This window comes from Streptomyces sp. NPDC054047, assembly GCF_055585065.1.
On sequence record NZ_JBVJKV010000003.1, the window covers coordinates 358,879 to 374,263 of the forward strand.

13 protein-coding genes are annotated in these 15,385 nt (G+C 71.1%); 10 read left to right on the forward strand and 3 right to left on the reverse strand.

What is annotated here, in order from left to right; all coding sequences use genetic code 11:
• The first annotated feature begins 5 nt into the window (after positions 1-5).
• Positions 6-404: a MarR family transcriptional regulator gene (locus tag ACZ6ZP_RS13365; RefSeq protein ID WP_383817148.1), complete on the forward strand. Its 399-nt coding sequence runs from the start codon at positions 6-8 to the stop codon at positions 402-404.
• Between the two features lie 124 nt (positions 405-528).
• Here ACZ6ZP_RS13365 and ACZ6ZP_RS13370 read toward each other — a convergent pair whose 3' ends face one another.
• Positions 529-2,949: a penicillin acylase family protein gene (locus ACZ6ZP_RS13370; protein ID WP_399971787.1), complete on the reverse strand. Its 2,421-nt coding sequence runs from the start codon at positions 2,947-2,949 to the stop codon at positions 529-531.
• A 140-nt stretch (positions 2,950-3,089) separates the two neighbouring features.
• On the opposite strand from ACZ6ZP_RS13370, the gene ACZ6ZP_RS13375 reads away from it, so the two are divergent.
• Entirely contained in the window at positions 3,090-4,589 is a 1,500-nt protein-coding gene (locus ACZ6ZP_RS13375) for an acyl-CoA synthetase (protein ID WP_383816574.1), read from the forward strand.
• A gap of 23 nt (positions 4,590-4,612) precedes the next feature.
• On the opposite strand, the gene paaK is transcribed toward ACZ6ZP_RS13375, so the two are convergent.
• Positions 4,613-5,899: a phenylacetate--CoA ligase PaaK gene (paaK, locus tag ACZ6ZP_RS13380; RefSeq protein ID WP_351157187.1), complete on the reverse strand. Its 1,287-nt coding sequence runs from the start codon at positions 5,897-5,899 to the stop codon at positions 4,613-4,615.
• 179 nt (positions 5,900-6,078) lie between these two features.
• On the opposite strand from paaK, the gene ACZ6ZP_RS13385 reads away from it, so the two are divergent.
• The gene (locus ACZ6ZP_RS13385; protein ID WP_383816578.1) at positions 6,079-6,924 is read left to right on the forward strand and encodes an alpha/beta fold hydrolase; all 846 of its coding nucleotides are present in this window, start codon (positions 6,079-6,081) and stop codon (positions 6,922-6,924) included.
• A 49-nt stretch (positions 6,925-6,973) separates the two neighbouring features.
• Positions 6,974-7,603 (forward strand): chorismate mutase, encoded by a 630-nt coding sequence (locus tag ACZ6ZP_RS13390; RefSeq protein WP_469406793.1) that lies wholly within the window; start codon positions 6,974-6,976, stop codon positions 7,601-7,603.
• Between the two features lie 248 nt (positions 7,604-7,851).
• Here ACZ6ZP_RS13390 and ACZ6ZP_RS13395 read toward each other — a convergent pair whose 3' ends face one another.
• Positions 7,852-9,465 (reverse strand): acyl-CoA synthetase, encoded by a 1,614-nt coding sequence (locus ACZ6ZP_RS13395; RefSeq protein WP_383816584.1) that lies wholly within the window; start codon positions 9,463-9,465, stop codon positions 7,852-7,854.
• A 214-nt stretch (positions 9,466-9,679) separates the two neighbouring features.
• Here ACZ6ZP_RS13395 and ACZ6ZP_RS13400 point away from each other — a divergent pair, with 214 nt between their 5' ends.
• The 6 genes from ACZ6ZP_RS13400 (at position 9,680) to ACZ6ZP_RS13425 (ending at position 15,209) form a co-directional block, all read left to right on the forward strand.
• A complete protein-coding gene (locus ACZ6ZP_RS13400; protein ID WP_361472833.1) occupies positions 9,680-10,480 on the forward strand; it encodes a crotonase/enoyl-CoA hydratase family protein in 801 nt (266 codons plus the stop codon).
• Between the two features lie 84 nt (positions 10,481-10,564).
• Positions 10,565-11,524: a Zn-ribbon domain-containing OB-fold protein gene (locus ACZ6ZP_RS13405; RefSeq protein WP_399971797.1), complete on the forward strand. Its 960-nt coding sequence runs from the start codon at positions 10,565-10,567 to the stop codon at positions 11,522-11,524.
• Complete coding sequence (locus ACZ6ZP_RS13410; RefSeq protein ID WP_361472829.1) at positions 11,525-12,601, forward strand: thiolase domain-containing protein; 1,077 nt, start codon at positions 11,525-11,527, stop codon at positions 12,599-12,601.
• 8 nt (positions 12,602-12,609) lie between these two features.
• Complete coding sequence (locus tag ACZ6ZP_RS13415) at positions 12,610-13,776, forward strand: thiolase domain-containing protein (RefSeq protein ID WP_351158001.1); 1,167 nt, start codon at positions 12,610-12,612, stop codon at positions 13,774-13,776.
• Positions 13,777-13,883: 107 nt separating this feature from the next.
• On the forward strand, positions 13,884-14,147 hold the full coding sequence (locus tag ACZ6ZP_RS13420; RefSeq protein WP_351157173.1) for a DUF397 domain-containing protein: 264 nt from the start codon (positions 13,884-13,886) through the stop codon (positions 14,145-14,147).
• A gap of 168 nt (positions 14,148-14,315) precedes the next feature.
• A complete protein-coding gene (locus ACZ6ZP_RS13425; protein ID WP_469406795.1) occupies positions 14,316-15,209 on the forward strand; it encodes a universal stress protein in 894 nt (297 codons plus the stop codon).
• Positions 15,210-15,385: the final 176 nt, after the last annotated feature.

Consider the following 15,385-nt stretch of genomic DNA (forward strand, 5'->3'; position numbering starts at 1 on the left):
TGCTGATGCCGCGCATGGTCGGGCGGGTCAAGCGGATCAAGATCCCCGAAGAGCTGCAGTCGCTCGCGCTCGCGCCCCGCCACCTCTCGCTGCTCGCCTACCTCCTCTTCGACGGCCCGATGAGCGTCAACGACCTGGCCGCCCGCCTGGAGGTCGCCCCGACGACGGTGAGCCTGATGGTCGGCGAGCTGAGCCGTAAGGGGGTCCTGGAGCGGCGGGAGGACGAGGTCGACCGCCGGCGCAAGATCGTCAGCATCGCGGACGACCGCCGCGCGGCGATCGACGGCTGGCTCGGCCGCGGCGCCGTCGCCTGGCGCAAGGCGCTCGCCCCGCTGACGGCGGCCGAACGGAAGCTGTTCGTCGACACGCTCGCCGCGTACGAGGACGGGCTCGCCGACGACTGACTCCCTCCGCGCCACGTGGAGCAGTACCGCGCGGAGCCGCACAGCACGAAGCCGCACAGCACGGAGCCGGGCCACACCGCGCTTCAACGCGGCATGACCCGGCCCCAGTCGGTGCGGCGCCGCCTCAGCGGTGCTCGCGCACCTTGACCACCTTCAGCTTCGGGTCGCCCAGGATGTCCTTCTCGCAGAACCGCGACGTCACCCAGCGCTCATCGGCGTACAGCCGCGTCTGATCGCTGTAGTGCGGCGAGTTGGGGTTGGACGACTGCGAGTAGCTCAGGAGCGTGCGCGCCTGCGGGCAGCGCCCCTTGTCCCAGCCGACGGCCTGGATGTGGCTCGAACCGTGCGCCACCTCGGTGTAGCCGCCGCCCTTCGCGTCCCAGACCGGCTCGACCTTGTTCCACACGCCGATCGACTCCGTCCCGCCGTGGATCGGCAGCCGCTCCGCACCGCGTACGACGAACTGGTTCCTGCCCAGCGGCGCGTCGAGCGCGATGCCCGCCCCGCTCAGCTCGGTCACCGTGTCGGCCAGCGCGGTCGCGAAGCCCGGCGCGGCCGTGTTGAGGGTGTTCGGCGTGCGCACCGGGTCGGCGGCGGAGAACGGCACCTTCCACAGCTGGGCGTTCGGCACGGCCGCCACGAGCTTGCGCCAGAACCGGTCGAAGAGCAGAGCGCCCTTGCTGTCGGTGTTCATGCCATGGTCCCAGGCCTTGAGGGCGGCACAGGCCTTGCGTACGTCGACGGCCTTGCCGTCACTGCCCGTCGCGGTGCCCCCGGGCAGTGCGGCACACGCCCGCGCCGCGTCGTCGGCGGCCAGATCGCCCGCGGGCGCGCGGTTGGCGAACTGCTGCTTCTGGAGGTCCTTGACCGTCAGGCCGCCCTCCTTCGCCATCGCCGCCACATCCTCGACGGCGCCGCGCGTCCGCATGGAGCGCTGCGTGCCGATCGTCCCGAAGATCCGCTCGTAGCCCGTGATCGGCCGGTCCGCATTCGTGAGCCAGGCGCTGTCGTTGGAGTTCTCGGCGTACGGGGCGTCCTTGAGCGTGGGCATCTTCGAGGGGCCGAAGATGCCGGGCTGGAGAGCGTCCTCGTCCGAGCCGAGCGCGCAGTCACCGCGCGAACCGTCCAGCACGGCCACGCCCGACGCGGGATACGTCACCTTGCCCAGGTCCGTGGAACAGCGCCGGGCCAGGTCGTCGGTGATGCGGGGCAGCACCTGCGACTGGCTGAGCAGCGAGTGGCCCTTCCTGTCCGCGGCGATGGTGTTGACCCAGGGAAGGCCCTGGGTCTCGCGCAGCGCCTTCAGGACACCGTCGGTGGAGCGGGCCTTGCCGAAGCCGAGGTCGGTGTCGCTGCCGCGCAGGTTCGTGGCGTTGGGGTCGTTCAGGGCGTACGCCGTCTTCGCCGACCACGGCAGCGGGAGCTGTGCGCCCATGCCGGTGGTGACCGGCCCGTACCGGGTCCACCACTGGGTGCGGGTCACCGGAGCGCCGTCCTTGACCGGCACCTGGACCGTCCGCTTCGTCATCTTCTCCGGCTTGCCGTCCACCAGATAGGCGGTCGGATCGGCCGGGTCCAGCGTGAGCTGATGCAGGTTGAGGGTCACCCCGGTCGCCACCGTGTGGCTCCACGCCACATCGCCGTTGAAGCCGATGTTGACCACGCTCGTGCCGAGCAGCGAACCGCCCGAGACGTTCAGCTCGCCCGGGATGGTCTGCTGCGACTGCCAGAAGCGCCGGCCACCCTGCCAGGGGTAGTGCGGGTTGCCGAGCAGCAGACCCTTGCCGTTCGCGGTGGTCCTCCCGCTGAACGCGACGGCGTTGGAGCCCATGACGGCCTCGTCGGCCGAGAACAGCTTGCGGGCCTCCTTCGCGGTGCGCTCGGGGTCGGGCGCGCGGTCCGGGGCCGTCGCGGCCGGCGGCTGAGCGGCGGTGATGCCGTCGATGCCACGCCCCTGACCGCCGAGGACCTGCACGGCGAAGCCCTGGCGGGCCACGTCCAGGGAGGTGATCGGGCGCAGCCACTTGGCGCCCTTGCAGGCCGGGTCGGTGACGCGGTTCTGCTTCAGCCAGGCGTTGTAACCCGCCGCGAAGCCGCGCATCAGCTTCTTCGACTCGGCGCTCGGCCCTGCCGGGGCGGGCTGCTTGAGGAGTCTCTCCACCGTGTGCGTGTCGCGGACCCCGCCGAAGTAGAGGTCGCTGGAGAGGTTCGTCGTCGCCGAGGAGAGCGAACCGTCGGGCTTGCCGTCAGGACCGAAGTGACGTGACCGCTCCCCGCGCACCGTCACGTACCCCTCGGCCAGGGTGCACACCTGGTCGGCGGCCTGCGCCCAGCCGGTGCCGAAGCCGAGGTTCTCGTAATCCTTGGCGAGGATGTGCGGAATGCCGTACTGGGTGTAGCGGACGGTCGCGGACAGGCCGCCACCCGACGGGTGGGCGTCGTGCGCCTGCGCCGCGCCGGCGGTGACACCGGACGACGGCAGGAGGGCCGTGGCGGTCAACACGCTGATGCCGAGGGCCGTCAGGCGCCTGGAGCGGATGCGCATTGGTGCCTCCCAACTGGAGTGAGGGCAGGGGCGGTTGAGCGTACCAATCGGTATGTCCCTTGATCGAGCACCGGGACGGACCAGTTCGTACCGTGTCCGGAACCTTGACCGCCGAGACGCGCGCGGCACAGGATCACGCCATGACGGGTGTACGCAGCAATACGGTCGACGGGGTCCTGCGGCGCAGTGCGCGGCGCGTGCCGGGGCGAGTGGCCCTGCGCTATGGGGAGCGGGTCTGGACGTACGCCGAACTGGACACGGCCGTGTCGCGGGCCGCCCAGGTGCTGCGCGAGGAGGGCCTGGGCCACGGTGACCGCGTCGGCGCCTACGCCCACAACTCGGACGCCTATCTCATCGGCTTCCTGGCGTGCTCGCGGGCAGGCCTGGTCCACGTGCCGGTCAACCAGAACCTCGTCGGCGAGGACCTGGCGTACATCGTGGGGCAGTCGGGCAGCGCACTGGTCCTCGCCGACCCGGACCTCGCCCCGCGCCTTCCCGGTGACGTGCGCGTCATCGCCCTCCGCGACGCGGACGACTCACTGCTCGCACGGCTCCCGGGTGCGGTGGCGTACGACGGTGAGGAGCCCGGCGCGGACGACCTCGCCCAGCTGCTCTACACCTCCGGCACCACCGCAGCGCCGCGAGGCGCGATGATGACGCACCGCGCCCTCGTGCACGAGTACGTCAGCGCCATCACCGCCCTCGACCTCAAGGAGACGGACAAGCCCGTCCACTCGCTGCCGCTCTACCACTCGGCCCAGATGCACGTCTTCCTGCTGCCGTATCTCGCGGTGGGCGCCGAGAACACCGTCATCGACGCGCCCGACGCCGAGCGGATCTTCGAGCTCGTAGAGGCGGGCCGCGCCGACAGCCTCTTCGCGCCGCCCACCGTGTGGATCGGCCTCTCGAACCACCCCGGCTTCGCCACCCGCGACCTCGGCGCCCTGCGCAAGGCCTACTACGGGGCGTCGATCATGCCCGTCCCCGTCCTGGAGCGGCTGCGCGAACGGCTGCCGTCGCTCGGCTTCTACAACTGCTTCGGGCAGAGCGAGATCGGCCCCCTCGCCACGGTCCTGGGGCCCGATGAGCACGAGGGGCGGATGGATTCCTGCGGGCGGCCCGTCCTGTTCGTGGAGGCGCGGGTCGTGGACGAGCGCGGCATCGAGGTGCCCGACGGGACACAGGGCGAAGTGGTCTACCGCTCGCCGCAGTTGTGCGAGGGCTACTGGGACAAGCCCGAGGAGACCAAAGAGGCGTTCCGCGACGGGTGGTTCCACTCCGGGGACCTCGCCGTGCGGAACGAGGAGGGCTACTTCACGGTCGTCGACCGGGTGAAGGACGTCATCAACTCCGGCGGTGTGCTCGTCGCGTCGCGCCAGGTCGAGGACGCGCTCTACACCCACGAGCGGGTCGCGGAGACGGCCGTGATCGGACTGCCGGACGAGCGCTGGATCGAGGCGGTCACCGCCGTCGTCGTACGCAACGGAGAGGTGACCGAAGCCGAACTCATCGACCACGCACGCGAGAAGCTCGCCCACTTCAAGGCGCCCAAACGGGTCCTCTTCGTGGACGAGCTGCCGCGCAACGCGAGCGGGAAGATCCTCAAGCGGGAGCTGCGGGACCGCTTCAGCGCGTCGTAGGCGCTGCGTGGTCGGCCGCTCGGCTACTTGTCCCGCAGATCCACGATCCGCTTGAACTTGCCCACCGACCGCTCGATCGTCTCCGGATCGACGATCTCGACCGCCACCGAGACGCCGATGCCGTCCTTCACCGCCGACGCGATCTCCCGGGCCGCCGCCTCGCGCCGCTCGGGGGTCGTGTCCGCGCGGGACTCGGCCCGCACCGTCAGCGCGTCCATGCGGCCCTCGCGGGTCAGGCGCAGCTGGAAGTACGGGGCGACGCCCGGGGTCCGCAGGACGATCTCCTCGACCTGCGTGGGGAAGAGGTTCACGCCGCGCAGGATCACCATGTCGTCCGAGCGGCCCGTGACCTTCTCCATCCGGCGGAAGGTCCGCGCGGTGCCGGGCAGGAGGCGGGTCAGGTCGCGCGTGCGGTAGCGGATGACGGGCATGGCCTCCTTGGTGAGGGAGGTGAAGACCAGCTCGCCGCGCTCGCCGTCCGGGAGGACCTCGCCGGTGATCGGGTCCACCACCTCCGGATAGAAGTGGTCCTCCCAGATGTGCAGGCCGTCCTTGGTCTCCACGCACTCCTGGGCCACCCCGGGGCCGATGACCTCGGAGAGCCCGTATATGTCCACCGCGTCGATCGCGAACCGCTCCTCGATCTCGCGGCGCATCTCCTCCGTCCACGGCTCGGCACCGAAGATGCCGACCTTGAGGGACGTCGTGCGCGGGTCGACGCCCTGGCGCTCGAACTCCTCCAGGAGCGTCAGCATGTACGACGGGGTCACCATGATGATCTCGGGGCGGAAGTCCTGGATCAGCTGGACCTGGCGCGCCGTCATGCCGCCGGAGGCGGGGATCACCGTGCAGCCGAGCCGCTCGGCCCCGTAGTGCGCGCCCAGACCGCCGGTGAACAGGCCGTACCCGTACGCCACATGGACCTTGTGCCCGGGACGGCCGCCCGCCGCGCGGATCGAGCGGGCGACGACGTCCGCCCACATCGACAGGTCCTGCTCGGTGTAGCCCACGACCGTGGGCCGCCCCGTGGTGCCGCTGGACGCGTGCAGGCGCCGCACCTCGGACTGCTCGACCGCGAACATCCCGAAGGGGTAGTTGTCCCGCAGATCGGTCTTGGCGGTGAACGGGAAGCGGGCCAGGTCGGCGAGCGAGCGGCAGTCGTCGGGGCGCAGGCCCGCCTTGTCGAACGCCGCCCGGTAGAAGGGCACGTTCTCGTACGCGTGCAGCAAGGTGTCCTGCAGGCGCTCCAGCTGCAGCGCTTCGAGCTCCTCGCGCCCGAGGCGCTCCGCCGCGTCCAGCATGGCCGTCATATGGAGTTTCTCCCGTCCCAAACGGGCGACCGATCATTCGGTCGTGGATCTTCTGTCGAGGTCAGTAATCCAGCCCCGGAGGCGGCCGTCAAGAGATCGCACAGGGCCGCTTTGAGCTGGGGCGCCTTGCGGCCCAACGGCATTGTCCGGGTGCGGCGCGAGATGTGATGATCACCCCCATGCCGACATTCACCGCATACGACGGGACCGAGCTCGCCTACCACGAGAAGGGGGAGGGCGAGCCGCTGCTCTGCGTGCCGGGCGGCCCCATGCGCGCCTCCGCCTACCTCGGCGATCTCGGCGGCCTGACCGCGCACCGCCGGCTGATCCTGCTCGACCTGCGGGGCACGGGCGACTCCGCGGTGCCGACCGACCCGGCGACGTACCGCTGCGACCGGCTGGTGGACGACGTCGAGGCGCTGCGCGAGCACCTCGGCCTCGAAGAGGTAGACCTGCTCGGCCATTCGGCGGCGGGCAACATCGCCACGCTGTACGCGGCCCGCCACCCGAAGCGGCTCCGCCGCCTCGTCCTGATCACCCCGGCCACGCAGTCGCTCGGCCTCACGCTGGGCGCGCGGGATCACCTGGACGCCGCCTTCGCCCGGCGGAACGAGCCCTGGTATCCGGCCGCCGAGGCCGCCCTCAAGGAGATCGCGGGCGGGCGCGATCCCCTGGAGGTGTGGGAGGCGATCGTGCCCCTGGCCTACGGGCGCTGGGACGACGCGGCGCGGGCGCACCAGGCGGCGAGCGCGCGGGAGAAGAACGCGGAGGCGGCTGCTCTGTTCTACGGTGACGGAGCGTTCGACCCCGCGGGTACGCGCGCCGCCCTGGCCGGGCTGACGGCGCCGGTGCTGGTCCTCGCGGGGGAGTACGACGCCGCGCCGAACCCCGCGCACGCGCAGGAGTTCGCCGGGCACTTCCCGGGCGGCGTGCGCCAAGTGCAGCCGGCCGGTGGGCACTTCCCGTGGCTGGACGATCCGGAGGGGTTCGCGCGGCGGGTGGCGGGGTTCCTCGCGCAGGACTAGGGCTGCCAAGGCTCGGATCAGCAAGACTCGGACCACCAAGGAGAAAACTGTGCGTCTTACCTCGTCCGCAGGGCGTCTGTTCGCCGCCGGGGCTACGACGGTGGCTCTGTTGGCCGGGAGCGGGGCGGCCGTCGCCGCTGCCGCGCAGCCGTCCGCGGTCACGTCGTCCGTCGCCTCCTCGGGGGCGTACGCCCGGCTCCACCCGCTCGTCGATCTCGCCGCGCAGCGCCTGGCCACGGCCGATCTTGTCGCCGCCGCCAAGTACGGCACCGGTAGCCCTGTCGACGACCCTGCCCGCGAGCAGCAGGTTCTCGACGATGTCGCGCGGCAGGCACGGGAGTTGGGCGCCGATCCCGAGGCGACCGTGCGGATCTTCCGGGACCAGATCGAGGCCAACAAGGTGGTGCAGCGGGAGCTGCACCGGCGGTGGGACGCGGATCCCTCGCAGGCGCCGGGGCCGGGGGAGCGGCCTGACCTTGCGGAGGTGCGCAAGGAGATCAACCGGGTGAACGGGGAGTTGGTGCGGGGGATCGCTCTGTCTTCCGCTGCGCGGTCGGCTTCGTCCTGCCGGGGGCTTGTGGTCGTGGGTGCCGTGCGGGTTCGCCATGAGCGGCAGCTTGATGCGCTGCATGCGGTGGCTTTGGGGCGGGCGCTGCCGTCCGTCTGCGCGGCGGCTTGACGGTCCCTTCCAGACCGCCGCTTCGCGACGGATGCTTTCCCGCCCACCCACCCGATCACCCCGCGGTGTGTCGGCTTGGGTGGGTGGGGTTGTCCGGCGGTGTGTCGGCTCGGGGTGGGTGGGATCACTCCGGGGTGTGTCGGCTCGGGTGGGCAGGACCGCCTCGTGGCGTTGCCGGCTTGGGTGGGTGGGATTGCCCTGCGGTGTGTCGGCTTGGGTGGGTGGCATTGTTCTGCGGTCGTGTCGGCTCAGCCCTTTGCTGCCACCGACTTCGCCCACCGGTAGTCCGCCTTGCCGCTCGGGGAACGCTGGATCTCGGTGGTGAAGACCACGGAGCGGGGGATCTTGTAGCCGGCGAGGTGGGTGCGGCAGTGGGTCTGGACGGCTTCCAGGTCCAGCGGGGGTGCGCCGTCCCGGAGTTGGATCACGGCGGCCACGCGGCTGCCCCAGCGTTCGTCGGGGACACCGGCGACCAGCGCGTCGTACACGTCCGGATGTGACTTCAGCGCCTGCTCGACCTCCTCCGGATACACCTTCTCGCCACCGGTGTTGATGCACTGCGAGCCCCGGCCGAGGACGGTGACGATGCCGTCCTCGTCGACGGTGGCCATGTCGCCGAGCAGCACCCAGCGCTCGTCGCCCTTCTGGAAGAAGGTCTCGGCGGTCTTCACCGGGTCGTTGTAGTAGCCGAGCGGCACGTGGCCGCGCTGGGCAAGGCGGCCCACCTCGCCCACCGCCACCGGCTCGTGCGTGGCCAGATCCACCACCTGCGTACGTTCGTTGACCTCGAGCCGGAAGCCCTTCTCCGGGCCCGAGTCGTCCGTCGCCTTGCCGTTGGACCCGGACTCGGACGACCCGAAGTTGTTCAGGAGCAGGACGTTCGGGGCGAGCTCCTGGAACTGGGCGCGCACGGTCTCCGACATGATCGCCCCGGAGGATGAGACGCTGAACAGCGAGGACAGGTCGGTGCCCTTGAGCGGGCCGTGCAGGGCGTCGATGAGGGGCCTGAGCATCGCGTCGCCCACCAGCGAGACGCTGGAGACCTTCTCGCGCTCGATGGTGCGCAGCAGTTCCTCGGGGACGTACTTGCGGTGAATGGCCACCCGCTGGCCGTAGTTGAAGGCGATGAACGACGTCAGCGTCGACGTGCCGTGCATCAGCGGGGGAGCGGGGAAGAACGTGATGCCCGGTCCGCCCGCCGCGACGCGCTCGGCCAGTTCCTCGGGCCGCTTCACCGGCTCGCCCGCGGGTTCACCGCCGAAGAGCCCGGCGAAGAACAGGTCCTCCTGGCGCCACATGACGCCCTTGGGCATGCCGGTGGTGCCGCCGGTGTAGATGATGAACAGGTCGTCGGCCGAGCGCGCCGCGAACCCGCGCTCCGGCGAACCGGCCGCCTCGGCCCGGGTGAAGGCCACCACGTCGAGCGCGGGCGCGTCGGCCGGCGGGGTCCCCACCCGCACCAGATGCCGCAGCTTCTCCGTACGCGGCAGCGCCGCCGCGACCCGCTCGGTGAACTCCGCGTCGAAGACTAGCGCGGCGAGGTCCGCGTCGCGGTACAGGTAGACCAACTCTTCTTCGACATAACGGTAGTTGACGTTGACCGGGACGAGGCGTGCCTTGAGGCAGGCGAGCACGGTCTGCAGGTACTCGACGCCGTTGTAGAGGTGGAGCCCCAGATGTTCGCCGGGCTTCAGGCCGCTGTCGATCAGGTGGTGCGCGAGACGGTTGGCGGCCCGGTCGAGCTCGGCGTACGTCAGCCTGCGTTCCGCCCCGGTGCCGGGGTGATCGATGTACACGAGCGCCTCGCGGTCGGGGACCACGTCGACGACCGACTCGAACAGGTCGGCAAGGTTGTACTCCACCGCTCCTCCTGACCCCGGCGTCATGTCCTGTGGCGGTCATCAGAGCAGAGGCACCCACAAGTGGGAAGGGTGCTCGTTGAAGAAATCTGACTGCCTGTCAGAAAACTATTGAACTGGCTCCCCGCCTACTGCAACCTGTTCCAGGTCCGAAGCCGACAGCGGACGGTCGACGCAGGCCGGCCGTTGACGAGCCGCTAGGAGAGGGAGCACGGCTATGGGTGGGACGGAACATCTCGCTGTGCGGCGCGAAGGCGCCACACTGATATTCACGCTCAACCGGCCGGAGGCGAAGAACGCGCTCTCGCTGCCGATGCTGGTGGGCCTCTACGACGGATGGGTGGCCGCCGACGAGGACGACGCGATCCGCTCCGTCGTGCTCACCGGAGCGGGCGGCGCGTTCTGCGCCGGCATGGACCTCAAGGCTCTCGCGGGCAAGGGGATGGGCGGCGACCAGTACCGCGACCGGATGAAGGCCGACCCGGACCTGCACTGGAAGGCGATGCTGCGCCACCACCGCCCCCGCAAACCCGTCATCGCCGCGGTCGAGGGGTACTGCGTCGCGGGCGGCACGGAGATCCTCCAGGGCACCGACATCCGGGTCGCTGGCGAATCCGCGACGTTCGGACTCTTCGAGGTCAAGCGCGGTCTCTTCCCCATCGGCGGCTCGACCGTGCGGCTGCCGCGGCAGATTCCTCGTACGCACGCCCTGGAGATGCTGCTCACCGGGCGGCCCTACTCGGCGGCCGAGGCCGCGTCGATCGGCCTCGTCGGCCACGTCGTCCCCGACGGCACCGCGCTGGAGAAGGCCCTTGCCATCGCCGAGCAGATCAACGCGTGCGGGCCGCTGGCCGTGGAGGCGGTGAAGGCGTCCGTGTACGAGGCCGCGGAGATGTCCGAGGCGGACGGGCTCGCGGCTGAGCTGAAGCGGGGGTGGCCGATCTTCGACACCGCCGACGCGAAGGAGGGCTCCAGAGCCTTTGCGGAGAAGCGGCCCCCCGTGTTCCGGCGCGCTTAGGTCCCATCTCGTCTGCGGGGCCGCCGTGGCCGGTCGCGCAGTTCCCCGCGCCCCTTCGGGGCGCTCAGAAACGGAGTTCTGCTCATGGCATCCGCTCCCTCACCCGAAGTGCTGCGTGCCCCGCTCGTCGTCGAGTTTCCCTTCACCCGGTCCCTCGGGCCGGTGCAGAGCGCGTTCCTGACCGGGCTGCGTGAACGCACCGTGCTCGGCGTGAAGACCAAGGACGGCAGGACGCTCGTCCCGCCCGTCGAGTACGACCCCGTCACCGCCGACGAGATCCGCGACCTGGTGGAGGTCGGTGCCACGGGCACCGTCACCACCTGGGCCTGGAACCACGAACCCCGCAGGGGACAGCCCCTGGACACCCCCTTCGCCTGGGTCCTGGTGAAGCTAGACGGCGCCGACACCGCCCTGCTGCACGCCCTGGACGTCTCCGGTCCCGATGCCGTCAGGACCGGCATGCGTGTCCGGGTCCGCTGGGCCGCCGAACGCACCGGCGCCATCACCGACATCGCCTGCTTCGAGGCGTACGAAGGCGATGACGTGGGTGAAGTCGGCGCGCACTCCGGGGAGTTCAGCGAGCCCGTCACCGGGATCGTCGCCGCCGCCCGGCTCGACTACACCTACGCTCCGGGACGCGCCCAGACCGCCTACATCAAGGCGCTCTCCGAGCAGAAGACCGTCGGCGAGCGCTGCCCCTCCTGCCGCAAGGTCTACGTCCCGCCGCGCGGCGCCTGCCCCACCTGCGGCGTCGCCACGGCCGAGCGGGTCGAGGTCGGGCCGCGCGGCACCGTCACCACGTACTGCATCGTCAACATCAAGGCGAAGAACCTCGACATCGAAGTGCCCTACGTCTACGCGCACATCGCCCTGGACGGCGCGGACCTGGCCCTGCACGCCCGCATCGCGGGCATCCCCTACGACCAGGTGCGGATGGGCCTGCGCGTCGAGCCGGTGTGGACCGAGGGCGCACGCTTCCCCGATCACTACCGGCCCACGGGCGAGCCGGACGCCGACTACGACACGTACAAGGAGCTGGTGTAGATGCCGTCCGCGAAGCCGTCCGTGATGCGGCCCGTCCGGGACATCGCCATCGTTGCCTTCGGACAGACCGACCATCTGCGCTCCACCGACGAGCTCTCCGAGGTGGAGATGCTCATGCCGGTGCTGCACGAGGTGCTCGCCGCCACCGGCATGAAGACCAGCGACATCGGCTTCACCTGCTCCGGCTCCTCGGACTATCTCGCGGGACGTGCCTTCTCCTTCACGATGGCGCTCGACGGGGTTGGCGCCTGGCCGCCGATCTCCGAGTCGCACGTCGAGATGGACGGGGCCTGGGCGCTGTACGAGGCGTGGACCAAGCTGCTCACCGGCGAGGCCGACACCGCGCTCGTGTACTCCTACGGCAAGTCGTCCCCCGGGTCGGTGCGTGACGTGCTGACCCGGCAGCTCGACCCGTACTACGTGGCGCCGCTGTGGCCGGACTCGGTTGCCCTCGCCGCCCTCCAGGCGCAGGCCCTGATCGACGCGGGGGACACCGACGAGCCCGCGCTCGCCGGGGTCGCGGCGCGCAGCCGCCAAAACGCCACCGCCAACTCCCATGCCCAGCTGAGGGGTTCGGTGCCGCAAGGGGACTACGTCGTACGTCCGCTGCGCACCGGTGACTGCCCGCCCATCGGGGACGGGGCCGCCGCCGTGATCCTCGCGGCGGGGGACCGGGCCCGTGACCTGTGCGAGCGGCCCGCGTGGATCCGCGGGATCGACCACCGCATCGAGGCGCACGGCCTCGGCGTGCGCGACCTCACCGACTCGCCGTCCAGCCGCCTCGCCGCCGAGCGGGCCGGTGTCTTCGAACGGCCGGTGGACACCGCCGAGTTGCACGCGCCGTTCACCTCCCAGGAGGTCGTCCTGCGCAAGGCGCTGAAGCTGGGCGACGACGTCGCGGTGAACCCGTCCGGGGGTGCGCTCGCCGCGAACCCCGTCATGGCCGCCGGGCTGATCCGGCTCGGCGAGGCCGCCGCCCGCATCCACCGGGGCGAGTCGGACCGGGCCGTCGCGCACGCCACGTCCGGCCCCTGCCTCCAGCAGAACCTGGTCGCCGTCCTCGAAGGAGAGTCGTGATGAGTGGGGTGGGCAAGGAGCCCGTGGCCGTCGTCGGGATCGGCCAGACCAAGCACGTCGCCGCCCGGCGGGACGTCTCGATCGCGGGACTCGTCCGCGAAGCAGCCCAACAGGCGCTCACGGACGCCGAGTTGACGTGGGCCGACATCGACGCCGTGGTCATCGGCAAGGCGCCCGACTTCTTCGAGGGCGTCATGATGCCCGAGCTGTACCTCGCCGACGCGCTCGGCGCGGTGGGCAAACCGATGCTGCGCGTCCACACGGCGGGCTCCGTCGGCGGCTCCACGGCACTGGTCGCGTCGAACCTGGTCGCGGGCCGCGTCCACGGCACCGTGCTGACCCTCGCCTTCGAAAAGCAGTCGGAATCCAACGCGATGTGGGGGCTCTCGCTGCCCATCCCCTTCCAGCAGCCGCTCCTCGCGGGCGCGGGCGGCTTCTTCGCCCCGCACGTGCGCGCCTACATGCGGCGCACCGGCGCCCCCGACACCGTCGGCTCGCTCGTCGCGTACAAGGACCGGCGCAACGCCCTGAAGAACCCCTACGCCCACCTGCACGAACACGACATCACCCTGGAGAAGGTCCAGGCGTCGCCGATGCTCTGGGACCCGATCCGCTACTCCGAGACCTGCCCGTCCTCCGACGGGGCCTGCGCGATGATCCTCACCGACCGTGCGGGCGCGGCCCGTTCGCCCCGCCCGCCCGCCTGGATGCACGGCGGCGCGATGCGCAGCGAGCCGACTCTGCACGCAGGCAAGGACTTCGTGTCTCCGCAGGCGGGCAAGGACTGCGCGGCCGACGTCTACCGGCAGGCGGGGGTCACCGACCCGCGGCGCGAGATCGACGCCGTCGAGATGTACGTGCCGTTCTCCTGGTACGAGCCGATGTGGCTGGAGAACCTGGGCTTCGCCGCGGAGGGCGAGGGCTGGAAGCTCACCGAGTCGGGCGTGACGGAGCTGGACGGCGATCTGCCCGTCAACATGTCGGGCGGCGTCCTGTCCACCAATCCCATCGGCGCCTCGGGGATGATCCGCTTCGCCGAAGCGGCACTTCAGGTGCGCGGCCAGGCCGGCGAGCACCAGATCGACGGCGCCCGCAGGGCACTCGGACATGCGTACGGGGGTGGCTCGCAGTTCTTCTCCATGTGGCTGGTCGGCGCGGAGCCGCCCACGACCTGAGGGGTCCGTCGAGCCGGACAGGCGGCCGTCCTCCTTCCGCGGCCTGTCCGGCATCGGTACCGAAAGCTAGGCTGGCGGGCGGACGACGCATCGGGAGGAGCACGGACGTGGCCGAAGGCACCATTCAGCAGCATCCGCTCGCAGGTCAGCAGCGCCCGCTCACGGGCTGGGACAAGCCGGAGCTCGACCTCAGCACAGCGGACTGGCAATCCAGCAGCGAGGGGCGGGGTGATGTGGAGATCGCCTTCGTCGAAGGCTTCATCGCGATGCGCAACGCAGGCCGCCCCGAGAGTCCGTCCCTGATCTTCACTCCGGCGGAGTGGGGAGCTTTCGTGCACGGCGCGCGTTCGGGGGAGTTCGATCTGACGTAGGCCGTGTGGGGCGTTGTGGACCCTCGTCTCCGGCTGTCGCGGCCGCTCGCGGCTTCCGCCGTGCTGACCTGGTGACTTCGGACTCTGCCCCCGGCCCGCCTGCTGGACGAGGCTGGGACCGGAAGCAGAGCCGGTCGACCTTGGCCTTGCGCCGGAGACGAGGAAGCCATGAGCGCCGAAGCGCCCGTTGAACCTGTTGTGGTGGCCGTCGACGGGTCCGTCGGCAGCGACCACGCCCTGGAATGGGCCCTGACCGCGGCGCGGATGCGCAACGCGCCGCTGCGGGTCGTGCATGTGCGGCAGTACGCGATGCCGCTGGCCGACGGTCCGTACATGCCGACCGTCGACCACCGGCTCGACGCCGACCCAATCATCGACCGCACGCGCAGGGCCCTGGAAAGACGCCCCGAGCTGCCCTCCCTGGACTTCGATGTCGTGGAGGGCGCCCCGGGCCGGGACGTTCCGGGCCTGGGCGACGGGGCGCAGCTGCTCGTTCTCGGGTCGCGCGGGCGCGGCGGCTTCGCCAGCCTGCTGCTCGGCTCGAAAGGGCTCGCGGCCGCCCGGGAGGCGGCGTGCCCCGTGGTGGTGGTGCGGCCGGGCGAGGAGATCAAGGCGGGCGCCGAGCCGTGCGTGGTGCTCGGGCTCGACGTGCTCAACCCGCACGACGACACGATCGGCTTCGCCTTCGCGGAAGCGGCGCTGCGGGGCGCGGCGCTCCGGGTCGTCTGCGCCTATCCGGGGCCCGTCCTCGTCTACACGGCCACCGGCGACTTCGTGACGTCGGCGGAGGCGGACGCGGCGACGTCGGCGCGGTACACGGAGCTGGCGGGCGAGCAGCTCGCGCCCTTCCAGGAGCGGTATCCCGAGGTGGGCGTCGAGAAGGAAGTCCTGCCGGGGGACGCGGCCGGGCTGCTGGTGGAGGCCTCGCGGGACGCGGAGCTCGTCGTGGTGGGGCGGCATCAGAGCCGGATGCCGTTGGGGCGGCTGATGGGGTCGGTGACCAACGCGGTCCTGCTGCACGCGAAGGGTGCGGTGGCCGTGGTGCCCCCGGAGCCCCGCTAGGGCGGCCGGCCTCACAACCGGGCCTCGCCTCATAACCGGGCCTCGCCTCGCAACCGGGCCTTGCCTCGCGACCGGGCGTCGCCTTGCGACCGGGCGTCGCCTTGCGACCGGGCCTCGCCTCATAACCGGGCCTTGCCTCGCGACCGGGCCTCGCCTCATAACCGGGCCTCGCCTCG